Genomic DNA, 15,175 nt, shown 5'->3' on the forward strand with positions numbered 1-15,175 from the left:
CTCAGTCGACGTCCTCGATTTCGACCTTTTCACCGGTCACGCGCTGCGACAGTGCCGCCGCCATGAACGGGTCGAGCGCGCCGTCGAGCACGTCGCTCGGTGCCGTCGAGACGACGCCGGTGCGCAGGTCCTTCACCATCTGATACGGCTGCAACACGTACGAGCGGATCTGGTGGCCCCAGCCGATATCGGTCTTGGTCGCGTTCTCGGCATTGGCCTCCGCCTCGCGGATCGCCAGTTCGCGCTCGTACAGGCGGGCGCGGAGCTGGTTATAGGCCTCTGCCTTGTTCTTGTGCTGCGAGCGCTGGTTCTGACACTGGACGACGATGCCGGTCGGGATGTGGGTGATGCGCACCGCCGAATCGGTGGTGTTGATGTGCTGACCCCCGGCGCCCGACGCGCGATAGGTATCGATGCGCAGGTCGCTTTCGTTGTACTCGACCTCGATATTGTCATCGATCACCGGATAGACCCAGATCGACGCGAACGAGGTGTGGCGGCGCGCGGCGCTGTCATAGGGGCTGATGCGGACCAGCCGGTGGACCCCGCCCTCGGTCTTGGCGAAGCCATAGGCATTCTCGCCCTTGATCAGCAGCGTCGCCGACTTGATGCCCGCCTGTTCGCCCGAATGCTGGTCGACCAGTTCGACCTTCATCCCGCGCCGTTCGGCCCAGCGGGTGTACATGCGTTGCAGCATGCCGGCCCAGTCCTGGCTCTCGGTCCCGCCGGCACCGGCGTTGATCTCGATATAGGTGTCGTTGGCATCGGCTTCGCCCGACAGCAGCGCCTGTACCTTGTCATGGTCGGCGCGCTTGGCGAGTTCGGCGAGATTGGCGACGCCTTCGTCGGCCATCTCGGCATCGCCCTCCTCCTCGGCCATCTCGATCAGCTCGACCGTGTCGGCCAGTTCGCGCTCGATGGTGCGGGTGGCGGTGATCGCCTCGTCCAGCCGGCGGCGTTCGCGCATGACATCCTGCGCGGCCTTGGGATCGTTCCACAATGCCTGATCCTCGACGCGCGCGTTCAGCTCGTCGAGCCGGCGCAGCGCGCGGTCCCAGTCGAGGAAGCGGCGCAGCAGCGAGAGCGCATCGTTGATCTTGTCTACATGGGCTTGCGCTTCAGCGCGCATGGGAAAACTCCGGAAAATCTGAATCGAAGGGAATGCCGCCGATATAGGCGGCGCGCTAGTAGATTCCCCCTTCGCGTTGCAAGAAGTCGCTGTCGCGCGGCTGCGCCTGTTGCCGGCTCGGTGCGCTACGGGTCGGATCGCGGGTGACCGGCGCACGCGCCTCGCCCAGCCGCCCGGTGGCGCGGCGCGCCTCGGTCTCGGGCTTGAACGCTTCCCAGATGACGGCCGCCTTCGGATCGGTGGTCGGCCATGCGCCATAGACCGGGCGGCCGCTGGCGCGGTCGATGCGGACCATGCGGATGCCGGCGGGGGCACGGAAGGGCAGGACCTCCATGTCCTGATACGCCTTGACCGCGAACGTCTTGTAGATCGGCGCGGCGATCGTCCCGCCCTGCGCATAGCCGCCGAGATTGCGGGGGCTGTCGAAGCCGAGATACAGCCCGGCGATCATCTGCGGCGTGCCGCCGACGAACCAGACGTCGGTCGGACCGGTCGAGGTGCCGGTCTTGCCCATGATCGGACGGTTCAGGTCGCGCAGCGTGGTGGCGGTGCCGCGCTGAATCACCCCCTCCATGATATGCACCATCTGGTAGGCGCTCATCGCGTCCATGACCTGGCGCGACCGGATCTGCGGACGCGGCATCAGCTTGCCGTCCCAATCGGGGGCGTTGCACCCGTCGCAGGCACGCCAGTTGGCAGGCAGGATCACCTTGCCGCGCCGGTCCTGCACGAAATCGATGACGGTGGGCTTCAATTCGCGGCCCTGATTGGCGAGGATCGAATAGGCGTTGACCATACGCAGCACCGTCGTCTCGCCCGCACCCAGCGCATAGGAGAGATAGGGCGGGAACTTCGTATCGCTGATGCCGACGCGCTGGATCAGGTCGTTGACCTTGTCCATGCCGGTCTGCGCCGCCGCGCGCACCGTCATCAGGTTGCGCGACTGTTCGATGCCCCAGCGCATGGTGTGCGGTCCGGCACCGCCACCGCCGAAATTGCGGAAGCATTTCTGGCCCAGCCGCCCGCCCTGATTCACGCAGAACGGGCCGTCGACGATGATCGACGCCGGGGTCATCCCCGCTTCCAGCGCCGCGGCATAGACGATCGGCTTGATGGTGGATCCGGGCTGACGCATCGCCTGCGTCGCGCGGTTGAACGACTGGATGCGGCTGTCGAACCCGCCCTGCATGGCAAGGATGCGGCCGGTGCGCGGGTCCTCGACCACCATGCCGCCCGATACGCGCGGGACCGAACGCAGCGACCATTGGCTGCCGGCCGGCGCGACGGCAATGATGTCGCCGCGCCGGATCGCGCCGAAGGCGTTGCCGGTGCCGCCGCGGACCGGCATCTGCGCATTGCCGCGCGGCAGGGTGCCGGTGCGGCCATCGGCAAAGCCGATCCGCGCCGCATCGCCGTCCTTGTCGATGACGATCGCCGCCTGCCAATCCTGATAATCTACGCCGATATTGGTGTTAAGCAGCGCCTGCTGCCAATTGTCGCCGTCGATCGTCGCGCGCGGCTTGTTCAGCGGGCCCGACCAGCCACGCCCCGAATCGAACCGGATCAGACCGCTGCGCAGCGCATCCTGCGCATCCTGCTGGATTTTCGGGTCGAGCGAGGTGCGCACCCACAGGCCGCCGGCATAGACGCTGTACGGGCCGTCCTTCGCATTCTCGCCGAACTGGCCGAGCAATTGGCGGCGGACTTCCTCGATGAAATAGCCGCCGGCGGTTTCCTGTCGCGGGGTCTGTCGCGGGATGGTGCCGAGCGGCTGGGCCGCGGCGGCGGCGCGCTGGGCAGGGGTGATGAAGCCGTTGCGCTCCATTTCGCCCAACACCCAGTTGCGGCGGGTGATCGCGCGATCATATCCGCGTTCGGGCGTGTAGTTGGACGGCCCCTTGGGCAGGATCGCCAGATACGCCATTTGCGGCAGGGTCAGCTCGCGCAGCTCCTTGCCGAAATAGGCATGGGACGCCGCCTCGACGCCGAAGGCGTTCCGGCCGAGCGCGATCTGGTTGAGATAGAGTTCGAGGATCTGCTGCTTGGTCAGGGCGTCCTCGATACGATAGGCGAGCAGCGCCTCCTTCGCCTTGCGGACATAGCTGACTTCGTTGGTCAGCAGCAGGTTTTTCGCGACCTGTTGCGTGATCGTCGAGGCGCCGATCGGGCGGCCGTCATTGCGCAAATTGGTCAGGATCGCGGCGGCGATGCCGGGATAGTCGACGCCGTGATGTTCGAAGAACGTCCGGTCCTCTGCCGCGAGAAAGGCGCGGACCAGCAGCGGCGGATATTCGGCATAGGACAGCTGCACCCGGCGTTCGCGGGCATAGCTGTGGATCGGATCGCCCGCGATCCCGCGGACATTGGTCGGCAGCGGCGGTTCATAAGCACGCAGCGAATCGACCGAGGGCAGGGTTCGCCACAGCAGCAGCCAGATCAGGAACACGCCGATCCCGGACAATAGCAGGGCAATGGCGGGCAGGCGGAACCACCACCGTCGCCGGATGCGGGCGAAACGGGCCCGCCGGGAGGGGGCGGGGGAGGTGTCGGTATCGGATACGCTCATTGCCCGCGCGGTTTAGCAGGTTTGGGCGTGGGGGGAAGGGAGGGGGCGGAGCGGGCGCCGATGAGCCCCCGACCATGGAACCGTTCGTGCCGGGCGAAGTCGAAGCGCCGCCGCCAATGGTCCCTCGATACGCCGCTGCGACAGGCTTGGCGGCTACCCAGGACGAACGGCGGAACGGCGATCAGTCGTCCGCTGCCAGCGCATCGGCCAGCAGCGAGCGGATCGCGCGCAGTTCGATGATCCGCGCGGCGCGGCGGGTGATCGGCGCGACCGGCACCGCCGGGGCCTTCGCCTCCTGCGCCAGCAATTGCTGGACGCCGCGCACGGTATAGCCCTGTTCGCCGAGCAATGCCTGGATCCGGCGCAGCAGCGCGACGTCCTCGGGCCGATAATAGCGGCGGTCGCCGGCGCGAGTCAGCGGCCGGATCTGCGGGAAGCGCCCTTCCCAATAGCGGAGCCGATGCTGCGGCACCCCCAGGTCGCGCGCCACTTCGCCGATCGTGCGATAGGCGTTGGCGGATTTGTCGACCGGGGGTGGCAACCGAATCCGTTCAGTTGGCGACGATGCGGTCGCGCATCATCTGGCTGGCGCGGAAGGTGAGCACGCGGCGCGGCGCGATCGGCACTTCGATGCCGGTCTTGGGATTGCGGCCGATCCGCTCGCCCTTGTCGCGCAGCACGAAGCTGCCGAAGCCCGAAATCTTGACGTTCTCGCCCGCGGCCAGCGCCTCGCACATATGGTCGAGAATCTGTTCGACGACGCGCGCGGAATCGGCACGCGACAGACCGATCTCACGATGCATTTCTTCGGCGAGATCGGCGCGGGTCAGCGTACCATCGGAAACCATTGGAGAAATCCTTCTTTCGTGTACGCCGCTTCCGCTAGCACAGCGTATACGAAGATTCAAAAATACTAAAGGATTACCAACGGACTACAGCAGCACCCCAGGTGAAACCACCCCCCATCGCTTCCAGCACGACGATGTCGCCCGGCTGGATGCGACCGTCGCGCGTCGCGACGTCGAGCGCAAGCGGGACCGACGCGGCCGAGGTGTTGGCGTGGATGTCGACGGTCACCACGACCTTCTCAGGCGCGAGGCCGAGCTTGCGTGCCGTCGCATCGAGGATGCGGGCATTGGCCTGATGCGGGACGACCCAGTCGACATCGTCGGGGGTAAGTCCCGCGAGTTCCAGCGATTCGCCCATGACACTGGCAAGGTTGACCACCGCGTGGCGGAACACTTCCTTGCCCTTCATCCGCAGCTTGCCGACCGTGCCGGTGGTCGAGGGACCGCCATCGACATAGAGCAGGCCGTTATGGCGACCATCGGCATGGAGCCTGGTCGACAGGATGCCGCGCGGCGTGTCGCCCTCGGCCTCGCGCCCTTCCAGCACGATCGCACCCGCACCGTCGCCGAACAGGACGCAGGTCGTGCGGTCTTCCCAGTCTAGCAGGCGGCTGAAAGTCTCGGCTCCGATCACTAGTGCCCGGTGGTGGATACCGGTGCGCAGCATCGCATCGGCGACCTGCACCGCGTAGAGAAAACCCGAACACACCGCCGCCACGTCGAACGCGACGCAGTCGTCGATGCCGAGCATCGCCTGCACCTTGGTCGCGGTCGCGGGGAAGGTCTGGTCGGGAGTCGCGGTGGCCAGCACGATCAGGTCGATCGCCTGCGTCTCGATCCCCGCAGCGGCGATCGCCGCGCGGGCGGCATCGGCGGCGAGGGTCGCCGTCGTCTCATGCGCGGCGGCGATGTGGCGGAAGCGGATGCCGGTGCGCTCGACGATCCATTCGTCGGAGGTGTCGACGCGCTCGGCGAGTTCCGCGTTCGAAACGCGCTGCGCCGGCAGTGCCGAACCGGTGCCGGTGACAACCGAACGGATCATGCCGCGCGTGCCTCTATGCCCGCCAGATCGCTGGCGATGCTACGGGTCAGGTCGTCGCGGACCATCTTGGCCGCGACCTGGATCGCGTTCGAAATACCGGCCTCGTTCGCGCTGCCATGGCTTTTGACCACCAGCCCGTTGAGGCCAAGGAAGACCGCGCCATTATGATTGTTGGGGTCGAGGTGATGGCGCAGCAATTCGGTCGCCGGGCGCGAGATCAGGAACCCGATCTTGGAGCGGATCGACGACCGGAAGGCGCGCTTAAGCAGGTCGGCGACGAATCGCGCAGTGCCCTCGGCAGTCTTCAGCGCGATATTGCCCGAGAAACCGTCGCACACCACGACATCGACCTGCCCACGCGACAGGCGATCGCCCTCGATATAGCCCGAAAAGGTCATCGGCAGATGCGGCGAGGCGCGCAGGATCGCTGCCGCCTCGCGGACGCTGTCGATGCCCTTCAGCTCCTCGGTGCCGATGTTCAGCAACGCGACGCGGGGGGATTCGAGATCGAGCGCGGTGCGGGCATAGGCCGCACCCATCACCGCGAACTGGACGAGGTTGCGCGCATCGCACTCGGCATTGGCGCCGAGGTCGAGCATCACGAGATCGTTGTCGCCAAGGCTGGGCAGCAATGCCGCCAGCGCCGGGCGATCGATGCCCGGCATGGTGCGCAGCGCCAGCTTCGCCATCGCCATCAGCGCGCCGGTATTGCCCGCCGACACCGCGGCGGCGGCACGACCCTGCTTCACCAAGCCGATGGCGACGCCCATCGACGTCGTCTTGGCCCGGCGGATCGCCTGGCTGGGCTTGTCCGACGATCCGACGACTTCCGGGGCGTGGACGATTTCCGACGCGGCGGACAGGTTCGGGTGCGATTCGAGCCCGGCACGAATCGCCGCTTCGTCCCCGACCAGCAGGAACCGCATCGATTCGTGGCGGCGTCGCGCGTGGGCGACGCCCGCCAGCATGGTGGCAAGCCCTTCGTCACCGCCCATCGCATCGATGGCGATCCAGGACCCGTCGGCCATGCGTGCTTCCCTGTCCGGTCTGGCGGTTACGCTTCGACCGAGACGACTTCGCGACCGTTATAATGGCCGCAGGCGTTGCACAGATTGTGCGGACGCTTCAGTTCGCCGCAGTTCGGGCATTCCTGGAACGACTCGACGCTCAGCGAATCGTGGCTGCGACGCATACCGCGCTTGGAGGGCGTGGTCTTTCTCTTGGGAACTGCCATTTCGGCACCTTTATAACTTGGGTATCACTTGGTTTCGCCACCAACTGACGACGCGGCCCAGGCAAGTGCCCGACCGCTTTTCGCGACCGGCGACCCGCCGGACCGGCAGACAGGCTGGTCGCGAAGCGAACCGCGCCTATAGCGTTTTCGCGCGGCGTTGCAAGCTTCGGGTTGGGGTTGGATGCCGCAATTTCGCTTCCAACGCCGTCACCCCAGCGAAGGCCGGGGTCTCCCGTTGATAGCACGGAACAGCAGCCGCGAAAGACCCCAGCCTTCGCTGGGGTGACGTTCGTGGCCACAGGCGCGCTCAGACTGCCAGCGCCGCATCCCCGACGAACGGATTGGTCGCGCGTTCATGGCCGAAGGTACTGCCCGGACCATGGCCCGGCACGAATGCGACATCGTCGCCCAGCGGCCACAGCTTGGTCACGACCGAATCGATCAGCGCCTGCGTATCCGACAGCGGAAAGTCGGTACGGCCGATCGATCCCTGGAACAGCACGTCGCCGACCAGCGCGAATTTCGCGACTTCATGGTGAAAGATGACATGGCCCGGAGTATGGCCGGGGGTCTCGTACACCGCGAAGTGCGCCTCGCCGACCGTCACCGTATCGCCCTCGACCAGCCAGCGATCGGGTTCGAACGGCACGCCGCGCAGGCCCCAGCGCTTGCCGTCCTCGTCCAGCCGCGCGATCCAGAACCGGTCGGCCTCATGCGGTCCCTCGATCGGCACGCCCAGCTGCTCGGCCAGCGGCTTCGCCTCGCCGCAATGGTCGATATGGCCATGGGTCAGGAGGATTTTTTCGATCCAGACGCCATGCTGTTCGGCCGCGGCGATCAGGCGCGGCAGGTCGCCGCCGGGATCGACAAAGGCGCCGCGCATCGTCTTCGTACACCACAACAACGTGCAATTCTGCTGGAGCGGAGTCACCGGGATGATCGCCGCACGGATCGGGGATGGAGTCATGTCGCTGCCTTTACCCGCGAAAGCCGTAACGACAAAGCGCGGTTCGGTGCTTGCCCCGCGCCGCGGCAAGCGGCAAGCGTTGGCGATGTTCGATACGACCCGGCCTTTCGTGCTGTTCGACGATGCCCGGCCGGGCGGTTCGGCAACGCTGTATCAGGCACCGATCCGCATCATCCGCGCCGATCGCGTGGCAGAAGTGCCGGCGGCGTTGGCGGACGTGTCGCGCGCGATCGGCGAAGGTGCGACGGTCGCGGGCTATCTCCATTATGAAGCCGGCGCGGCGCTGGTCCCGGGGCTGCACCACCGCAGCGCTGCCGCGCCGTTGCTGTGGTTCGGGGTGTTCGATTCGGCTGATTCGATCGACGTCGCCACCGCGCTGCCCGACCCGGCGGGGGCATGGATCGGTGAGGTCGATCCGGCGATCGACGCCGAGCGATATGCGACCGAATGCAACACCGTCCTCGACCTGATCGCGGCAGGCGATCTCTATCAGGCGAATCTGACCTTCGGGGCGACGGTGCCGGTCGCGGGCCATCCGCTCGCCATCTATGCCGCGATCCGGCCGCGCGCGGCGGCGGGGCATGGCGCGGTGGTGTGGACCGGCGAGGAATGGATCCTGTCCTTTTCGCCCGAACTGTTCTTTGCGGTCGAGGGGCGGCGAATCACCGCGCGGCCGATGAAGGGTACGGCGGCGCGCGATCCCGATCGGGCGCGCGACGCCGCCGCTGCCCGCGACCTGGCCGCCGATCCCAAACAGCGCGCCGAAAATCTGATGATCGTCGACCTGATGCGCAACGACCTGTCGCGCGTCGGCGTGGCGGGCAGCGTGCGCGTGCCAGAGCGATTCGTCGTCGAAACCTATCCCAGCATCCACCAGCTGGTGTCGTCGGTGACGGCCGAACTGTCCCCGGGCAAGACCGCGGTCGATGCGCTGGCGGCGCTGTTCCCGTGCGGATCGATCACCGGCGCGCCCAAGAAGCGGGCGATGGAGGCGATCGACGCGATCGAGGATCGCGCGCGCGGCATCTATACCGGGGCGATCGGGTGGATCGACGGCGCGGGCGATGCATCGTTCAACGTGGCGATCCGGACGCTGCACCTGCCCGCCGGCGCGACCCGTGCGACGCTGGGGCTGGGATCGGGAATCGTCGCCGATTCGTCCGCCGCCGACGAATGGTGCGAATGTCTGGCCAAGGCGCGCTTCCTCGACCTGCCGCCGGCGCGCTTCGATCTGGTCGAAACGATGGCGTTCGATCCGCTGAACGGCATCGCGCTGCTCGAACGCCATGTCGCACGGCTGACCGAGAGCGCGCGGCGGCTGGGTTTCGCGTTCGACCGGCATGCGACCCGCAACGAATTGCAGGCGGCGACCTTTCGCCTGCGCAATCCGTCGCGCATCCGGCTGCTGCTGTCGCGATCGGGGGCGATCGCCGTCGATGTCACGCCATTGCCGTCGCCGCCCGCCGGGCCGGTGGCAGTCGCGATCGCGCCCCTGCCATTGCCCTCCGCCGACCTTCGCCTCGCCTACAAGACCAGCGACCGGCGCTTCTGGCCGGCGCCGCCGCCGGGCTGTTTCGAAACGATCTTCACCCGCCCGAATGGCGAGGTGACCGAGGGCAGCTTCACCTCGGTCTTCGTCCGGCGGGAGGAGGGGGGGCAGTTGCTGACCCCGCCGATCGATCGGGGATTGCTGCCCGGCGTGCTGCGCGCCGACCTGATCGCACGCGGCGAAGCCGTCGAGATGCCACTGATGCCGGCCGATCTCGCGCAAGGATTTTTCATTGGCAATGCGGTTCGCGGATTGATTCATGCGCGGCTGGTTGCGGACGGGGAACGGGGCGGCTAAGGGCGCGGCACCTGTTCCTTCTCAGCATCGGACGTCCCATGAAGCCCTCCGCCGCGCTCGACCGCATTAATCCGTCGCCGACCCTCGCCATCACGTCGAAGGTGCTCGAACTGAAGCGGCAGGGCGTCGACGTGATCGGGCTGGGCGCGGGCGAACCCGATTTCGACACGCCCGATTTCGTCAAGGACGCCGCGATCGAGGCGATCCGCGCCGGCAAGACCAAGTACACGAACGTCGACGGCACCGCCGAACTGAAGGACGCGATCGCCGCGAAGTTCAAGCGCGACAACGGCCTGACCTATGCCGCGAACCAGATCAGCGTGAATGTCGGCGGCAAGCACACGCTGTTCAACGCGCTGGTCGCGACGGTCGATGCCGGCGACGAGGTGATCGTGCCCGCGCCCTATTGGGTCAGCTATCCCGATGTCGTGCAGTTCGCGGGCGGGACGCCGGTATTCATCGCGGCGGGCGCGGCACAGAATTACAAGATCACCCCCGAACAGCTCGACGCGGCGATCACCGAGCGCACCAAGTGGGTGATCCTGAATTCGCCGTCCAACCCGACGGGGGCGGGCTATACCCGCGCCGAACTGCGCGAGCTGGGCAAGGTGCTGGAACGGCACCCGCATGTGTGGATCTTCGCCGACGATATGTACGAACACATCGTCTATCCCGGCTTCGAATTCGCGACGATCGCCGAGGTGAACCCGACGCTGTACGATCGCACGCTGACCGTGAACGGCTGTTCGAAGGCCTATGCGATGACCGGCTGGCGCATCGGCTATGCCGGCGGTGCGGCATGGCTGATCAAGGCGATGGCCAAGCTGCAGTCGCAATCGACCAGCAACCCCTGTTCGATCGCGCAGGCCGCCGCCGTCGCCGCGCTGAACGGCGACCAGTCGTTCCTCGCCGAGCGTAACGCGGCCTTCCAGCGTCGTCGCGACATGGTGGTCGCCGAACTGAACGCGATCGACGGCGTGACCTGTCCGACGCCCGAGGGCGCCTTCTACGTCTATCCCGAGCTGTCGGGGCTGATCGGCAGGACGACGCCGGGCGGCCGCCGGATCGAGACCGACGAGGATTTCGTCGGCTATCTGCTGGAGGATGCGAAGGTCGCGGCAGTGCAGGGCGCGGCGTTCGGCCTGTCGCCGGCGATGCGCATCAGCTATGCGACGTCGGACGAATTGCTGCGCGAGGCTTGCGCGCGTATTCGTACCGCCTCCGATTTGCTGAAGTAACCTGCATCAATAAACGGACTTTTAGCGCTTGCTCGTCTATCGGGACATAAGTTCCGATAGACGAGGACCGTTTGCTCGACCTCTCAACCCTGTATGTCATGGTGTCGCTGGCATCGATCGTTGCCGGCCTGATCCATGTCGTGCCGTGGGCGACGGGGCGATTCGACCGTTGCGCGGCATGGTGGGGGTTCGGCCACATTCTGCTGGGCATCACCGCCGGCGGTGCGCTCATCCGCGAACTGGGCGGCGGCGAGTTCATCGCCCGGTTCGGCAATCCGCTGGCGATCATGGCCTATGCGGCGATCTTCATCGGCCTGCGCACCTTCGCCTATCCCGACAGCCGCAACCGGCTGTTGCTGGCCGGCGCGTTCGTTGCCGGCATCCCGCTCTATTTCTCCGTTTCGCCGGAGGAACTGGGGCTGCGGATTGCCTATCTCAGCGTGGTGCGGGCGATGTTCGACGCGGCGATCGTCCTGATCGCGATCCGGCTTGCCCGGCGCGAATCGCTGCATACCGCCTGGATCGTCGTCGCGCTGTTCGCGCCGACCGTGCCGCTGTTCCTCGTCCGGGCATGGTCGTCACTGCAAGGCGATGTCGGCGTCAGCATCGCCAGTCCGCAGACCGGGATCGTGGCATGGCTGACGGCACTGCCGATCTCGTTCATCATCTTTCGCGGCATCGCGCTGCTGACGATGGAGGCTGAGCGGGGGCACCAGTTGCTGACCGCGCTGCTCGAACGCGATCCGCTGACCGACGCGCTGAACCGATCGGGGTTCGAGCGACGTGCCGCGCGGTGGCGCGGAGGCGGGGCGGCGCTCGTCATCGATGTCGACCATTTCAAAATCCTCAACGATCGCTGCGGCCATGCCACCGGCGACGCCGCGCTCGTCGCACTCGTCCGGGCCGCCAAGGCCGCGCTGCCGCAGGACGGCCGCATCTTTCGCTGGGGTGGCGACGAGTTCGTCTGCATCCTGCCGGGCGCGGACATGGCCGATGCCGACGCCACCGCCGCCGCCATCGGCGCACGCTATGGCAGCGCGATGCAGGCGATCGCCCCCGCCGACCTGCCGGTGTCGATCAGCGTCGGCTGCGCGGTGGGCGACCTGACCGACAGCGCCACGCTGATCGCCGCCGCCGACGCGGACATGTATGTCGTGAAACAGCGCCGCCACGAACGCACATCGTTCCCGCAACGTAGCGTTGCCGAAAGCTACCCATCCAGTACCTTGATTTCGCACGCGCAACATGGTTGAGGCTGTGCAGGAGATGAACGGACGCGCCAGCATCGGTTCACCGCCACCCACTATATCTTGCCGTCGAACGATCGGGTCTTGCGCCGCAATGGCAATCGATCCGCTGCTGCGCACCATCGGGGTGCGCGGTCCGGCAAGAGGATGAGGCAGATGACGAACAAGCGCACCGGTTTCCTTCGCCATTTCATCAGCGGCTTCGCACTGGGCGCGGTCGCGCTGGTCGCGGTGCAGGTCGCCGATCCCAGCGATGCGAAGTCGGTCCGTTCCGCACCCGCCGTCGTCGAACGCATCGGCTGATCTGGCGGGGCGGTCGTCCACGCCCCATCTCCTGTCGGTTCGTCCTGCGAGGAACCGATCATGAAGTCCCTGCTGCCCCTGTCGATCGCCGCGGTCGGTATCGCCGCCGCGCTTGCGATCCCGCCCGCCACCGCCGAACGCGCGGTGCCGGTCCCCGCCATCGCCGCCGACGTGCCGCCGACCCCCGGCCTTGCCACCGCCGTACTGGCGGGCGGCTGTTTCTGGGGCATGGAGGCGGTGTTCGAACGGGTGAAGGGCGTGAAGTCGGTGGTCAGCGGCTATGCCGGCGGTGCGAAGGGCGACGCGACCTACGACCGGGTATCGACCGAACGCACCGGTCATGCCGAGGCGATCCGCATCACCTATGACCCGCGCATCGTCAGCTATGGCACGTTGCTGCGGCTCTATTTCTCGGTCGCGCATGATCCGACGCAGGTCGACGGCCAATATCCCGATCGCGGCCCCAGCTATCGCTCGGCGATCTTTCCACAGACCCCGGCACAGGCTGCGGTCGCGCGGCGCTATATTGCGCAACTGACGCAGGCAAAGGCGTTTCCAAAACCGATCGCGACGAAGGTCGAGACGGGGGCCTTCTATCCGGCGGAGGCCTATCATCAGGACTTTGCGCGGCGGAACCCGTCGCATCCCTATATCGTGCGGTGGGACAAGCCGAAGGTCGCTGCGGCGAAGGCTGCCTATCCGCGGTTGGTGGGGTAGTAGAGAAGGTCGTTTTCACGCGAAGGCGCGGAGACGCGACGGGAGTGTGCTTGTTGCTGCCCGATCGCGTAGCGATCCGTCTGTCCTGATGACGTTGATAGTTCCGCTGACGCGAAACGGCGGGAAGCCGCAACCTCCTCCACGTCTCCGCGCCTTCGCGAGAAAAGCTTCTTCTTACAGCAACCCCAGCGCCATCAACTCGCCGATGAGACGCGGCGGCAGTTCATCGGCCCCCGTCCCTTCGCCACCCAGATCGGCCGGGGCGTCGGCTTCCTCCAGATAGCGCCAGCCCTGATGCGCGCGCTTCGGTCGGGCCTCGACCAGCACCAGCTTCGGCCCCAGATGGATCGCGACGCGGCCGCCCTCCGCTTCGCCGAACCCGAGGATCGGCGAGCGCGCGACGAGACGATGCTTGAGGATCCAGAACAGCGATCCGCCGGCGATCTCGGCGGCGCGTTTCGGCAAATAGCGGGTGGTCAGCGCCCCGCCCTCGGCATGGCGGACGGCAAGCCGGTCGGCGAGTTGTTCGACCGATTCGATGGCGAAGGCGACTTTGGTCAGATGCAGCGGCACGCGCCCCAGATGGGAAGCGTCCCTACCCGCCTCAACCCGTCAGTCCGCTGACGGTCGCAAGGCCGAGAAACACCAGAAACCCCATCGAATCGGTCGTCATCGTCACGAAGATCGAGGAGGCGACCGCCGGGTCGGCATTGAACCGGTCGAGCGTCAGCGGCACGAACACGCCGGCAAAGCCGGCGATGACGACGTTGAGCAACATCGCGCTGCCGATGACCGCGCCCAGTTGCGGGTTGCCGAACCACAGCGTCACGCCGGTACCGATCAGCGCGGCGACGGTCGCCCCGTTCATCAGCGCGATCACCATTTCGCGCCGGATCGCGCGCAACGTGTTCGATTGGGTCAACTGATTGGTGGCGAGCGCGCGGACGGTGACCGCCATGGTCTGTGTCCCCGCATTGCCGCCAAGCCCGGCGACGATCGGCATCAGCGCGGCCAGCGTCACCATCCGGTCGATCGTCGCCCCGAACGCGCCGATGATCGTCGCAGGCAGCAGCGCGGTGATGAGATTGGTGATGAGCCACCGCACCCGCGCCTTGTACGAGTCGCGAATCGGTTCGTTGATGTCGCCTTCACCGGCACCCGACAGCAGCAGCGCGTCCTCGCCCGCTTCCGCCTGGATGATGTGGACCACGTCGTCGACGGTGATCATCCCGACCAGCCGCCCGCTGCCATCGACGACCGCGGCGGAGATCAGCGCATATTTCTGGAAGCGCAGCGCCACCTCTTCCTGGTCCATGTCGACCGGGATCAGCGTCTGTTCGCGCGCCATGACGTCGCCGATCGCGACCGATCGCGGCGTGCGGAGAATCCACGACAATTGGCAGGTGCCGACCGGCCGGTGCGCCGGATCGACGACGAAGATTTCCCAGAAATCGGTGGTCAGCGCCTCGTCTGCGCGCAGATAGTCGAGCGCGTCGCCGACGGTCCAGTGTTCGGGCACCGCGACCAGCTCGCGCTGCATCAGGCGGCCGGCGGACTCCTCGGGATAGGACAGCGCCTCTTCGATCGCGGCGCGATCGTCGGGGTCTAGCGCGCGCAGCACCGCGCGCTGCTCGGCATCGTCGAGATCCTCGATGATCGCGACTGCGTCGTCGGTGTCGAGCTGCGCGGCGAGATCGGCGACCTGGGTCGCGGTCAGCGCCTCGATCACCGCCTCGCGCACCCAGTCGTTCATCTCGGCGAGGACGTCGCCGTTCAGCCGCTCGGCGATCGCCGCCGCCAGCGCGGCGCGCTGTTCGCCCGGCACCAGTTCGAACAGGTCGGCGAGATCGGCGGGGTGGAGCGGTTCGACCAGCTCGCGCGCGGCCTCGTCGTCGCCGCGATCGACCGCCTCGCAGACGGCGCGGACGAATTCGGGCTTCAGCCGGTCGTCTTCGTCCAGTTCGCTGGTCGCGTCGGGAAGGTCGAGTTCGGTCATGGTCGCAACCCTCCTGCCGCGTGCGTCGCAACGCTGTAGCCA

The 15,175-nt window shown here is 66.9% G+C and carries 15 protein-coding genes; 5 read left to right on the forward strand and 10 right to left on the reverse strand.

Translation table 11 applies throughout. The features are described 5' to 3' along the window. Position 1: 1 nt before the first annotated feature. The 8 genes from prfB to ACZ1JS_RS15670 form a co-directional block, all read right to left on the reverse strand. Positions 2–1,129, reverse strand: coding sequence for a peptide chain release factor 2 (prfB, locus tag ACZ1JS_RS15635; RefSeq protein WP_465166858.1), 1,128 nt, complete (start codon positions 1,127–1,129; stop codon positions 2–4). A 55-nt stretch (positions 1,130–1,184) separates the two neighbouring features. Next, on the reverse strand, positions 1,185–3,695 hold the full coding sequence (locus ACZ1JS_RS15640) for a penicillin-binding protein 1A (RefSeq protein WP_465166859.1): 2,511 nt from the start codon (positions 3,693–3,695) through the stop codon (positions 1,185–1,187). A 181-nt stretch (positions 3,696–3,876) separates the two neighbouring features. After that, positions 3,877–4,236, reverse strand: coding sequence for a MerR family transcriptional regulator (locus tag ACZ1JS_RS15645; protein WP_345878830.1), 360 nt, complete (start codon positions 4,234–4,236; stop codon positions 3,877–3,879). A 10-nt stretch (positions 4,237–4,246) separates the two neighbouring features. After that, a complete protein-coding gene (locus tag ACZ1JS_RS15650; RefSeq protein ID WP_465168718.1) occupies positions 4,247–4,552 on the reverse strand; it encodes an integration host factor subunit alpha in 306 nt (101 codons plus the stop codon). A 64-nt stretch (positions 4,553–4,616) separates the two neighbouring features. Next, entirely contained in the window at positions 4,617–5,585 is a 969-nt protein-coding gene (locus ACZ1JS_RS15655; protein WP_465166860.1) for a beta-ketoacyl-ACP synthase III, read from the reverse strand. Continuing rightward, positions 5,582–6,613, reverse strand: coding sequence for a phosphate acyltransferase PlsX (gene plsX / locus ACZ1JS_RS15660; protein WP_345878832.1), 1,032 nt, complete (start codon positions 6,611–6,613; stop codon positions 5,582–5,584). The genes ACZ1JS_RS15655 and plsX overlap by 4 nt, the downstream gene beginning before the upstream one ends. A gap of 26 nt (positions 6,614–6,639) precedes the next feature. Next, entirely contained in the window at positions 6,640–6,819 is a 180-nt protein-coding gene (gene rpmF / locus ACZ1JS_RS15665; RefSeq protein ID WP_110153286.1) for a 50S ribosomal protein L32, read from the reverse strand. Between the two features lie 307 nt (positions 6,820–7,126). Next, the gene (locus ACZ1JS_RS15670) at positions 7,127–7,786 is read right to left on the reverse strand and encodes an MBL fold metallo-hydrolase (protein ID WP_465166861.1); all 660 of its coding nucleotides are present in this window, start codon (positions 7,784–7,786) and stop codon (positions 7,127–7,129) included. Between the two features lie 85 nt (positions 7,787–7,871). On the opposite strand from ACZ1JS_RS15670, the gene pabB reads away from it, so the two are divergent. The 5 genes from pabB (at position 7,872) to msrA (ending at position 13,137) form a co-directional block, all read left to right on the forward strand. After that, entirely contained in the window at positions 7,872–9,632 is a 1,761-nt protein-coding gene (gene pabB, locus ACZ1JS_RS15675) for an aminodeoxychorismate synthase component I (protein ID WP_465166862.1), read from the forward strand. A gap of 38 nt (positions 9,633–9,670) precedes the next feature. Beyond that, a complete protein-coding gene (locus ACZ1JS_RS15680; protein WP_465166863.1) occupies positions 9,671–10,870 on the forward strand; it encodes a pyridoxal phosphate-dependent aminotransferase in 1,200 nt (399 codons plus the stop codon). A 71-nt stretch (positions 10,871–10,941) separates the two neighbouring features. Further along, a complete protein-coding gene (locus ACZ1JS_RS15685) occupies positions 10,942–12,123 on the forward strand; it encodes a GGDEF domain-containing protein (RefSeq protein ID WP_465166864.1) in 1,182 nt (393 codons plus the stop codon). A 150-nt stretch (positions 12,124–12,273) separates the two neighbouring features. Beyond that, the gene (locus tag ACZ1JS_RS15690; RefSeq protein ID WP_465166865.1) at positions 12,274–12,420 is read left to right on the forward strand and encodes a hypothetical protein; all 147 of its coding nucleotides are present in this window, start codon (positions 12,274–12,276) and stop codon (positions 12,418–12,420) included. A gap of 60 nt (positions 12,421–12,480) precedes the next feature. Beyond that, positions 12,481–13,137: a peptide-methionine (S)-S-oxide reductase MsrA gene (gene msrA / locus ACZ1JS_RS15695; RefSeq protein ID WP_465166866.1), complete on the forward strand. Its 657-nt coding sequence runs from the start codon at positions 12,481–12,483 to the stop codon at positions 13,135–13,137. Positions 13,138–13,311: 174 nt separating this feature from the next. Here msrA and ACZ1JS_RS15700 read toward each other — a convergent pair whose 3' ends face one another. Together ACZ1JS_RS15700 and mgtE are read right to left on the reverse strand one after the other, a co-directional pair. Beyond that, positions 13,312–13,710, reverse strand: a complete 399-nt coding sequence (locus ACZ1JS_RS15700; protein WP_242120924.1) for a DUF1489 family protein — start codon at positions 13,708–13,710, stop codon at positions 13,312–13,314. Between the two features lie 31 nt (positions 13,711–13,741). Further along, the gene (gene mgtE, locus ACZ1JS_RS15705; protein ID WP_465166867.1) at positions 13,742–15,133 is read right to left on the reverse strand and encodes a magnesium transporter; all 1,392 of its coding nucleotides are present in this window, start codon (positions 15,131–15,133) and stop codon (positions 13,742–13,744) included. Between the last annotated feature and the right edge of the window lie 42 nt (positions 15,134–15,175).

The sequence above is a fragment of the Sphingomonas sp. BL-S-05 genome (assembly GCF_055521695.1).

Bases quoted from the DNA above. Each gene is read 5' to 3' on its own strand.
- ACZ1JS_RS15655 (WP_465166860.1), bottom strand. From the start codon at position 5,585: ATGATCCGTTCGGTTGTCACCGGCACCGGTTCGGCACTGCCGGCGCAG.
- msrA (WP_465166866.1), top strand. From the start codon at position 12,481: ATGAAGTCCCTGCTGCCCCTGTCGATCGCCGCGGTCGGTATCGCCGCC.
- ACZ1JS_RS15670 (WP_465166861.1), bottom strand. From the start codon at position 7,786: ATGACTCCATCCCCGATCCGTGCGGCGATCATCCCGGTGACTCCGCTC.
- mgtE (WP_465166867.1), bottom strand. From the start codon at position 15,133: ATGACCGAACTCGACCTTCCCGACGCGACCAGCGAACTGGACGAAGAC.
- plsX (WP_345878832.1), bottom strand. From the start codon at position 6,613: ATGGCCGACGGGTCCTGGATCGCCATCGATGCGATGGGCGGTGACGAA.
- prfB (WP_465166858.1), bottom strand. From the start codon at position 1,129: ATGCGCGCTGAAGCGCAAGCCCATGTAGACAAGATCAACGATGCGCTC.
- pabB (WP_465166862.1), top strand. From the start codon at position 7,872: ATGTTCGATACGACCCGGCCTTTCGTGCTGTTCGACGATGCCCGGCCG.
- ACZ1JS_RS15680 (WP_465166863.1), top strand. From the start codon at position 9,671: ATGAAGCCCTCCGCCGCGCTCGACCGCATTAATCCGTCGCCGACCCTC.
- ACZ1JS_RS15640 (WP_465166859.1), bottom strand. From the start codon at position 3,695: ATGAGCGTATCCGATACCGACACCTCCCCCGCCCCCTCCCGGCGGGCC.
- ACZ1JS_RS15690 (WP_465166865.1), top strand. From the start codon at position 12,274: ATGACGAACAAGCGCACCGGTTTCCTTCGCCATTTCATCAGCGGCTTC.
- rpmF (WP_110153286.1), bottom strand. From the start codon at position 6,819: ATGGCAGTTCCCAAGAGAAAGACCACGCCCTCCAAGCGCGGTATGCGT.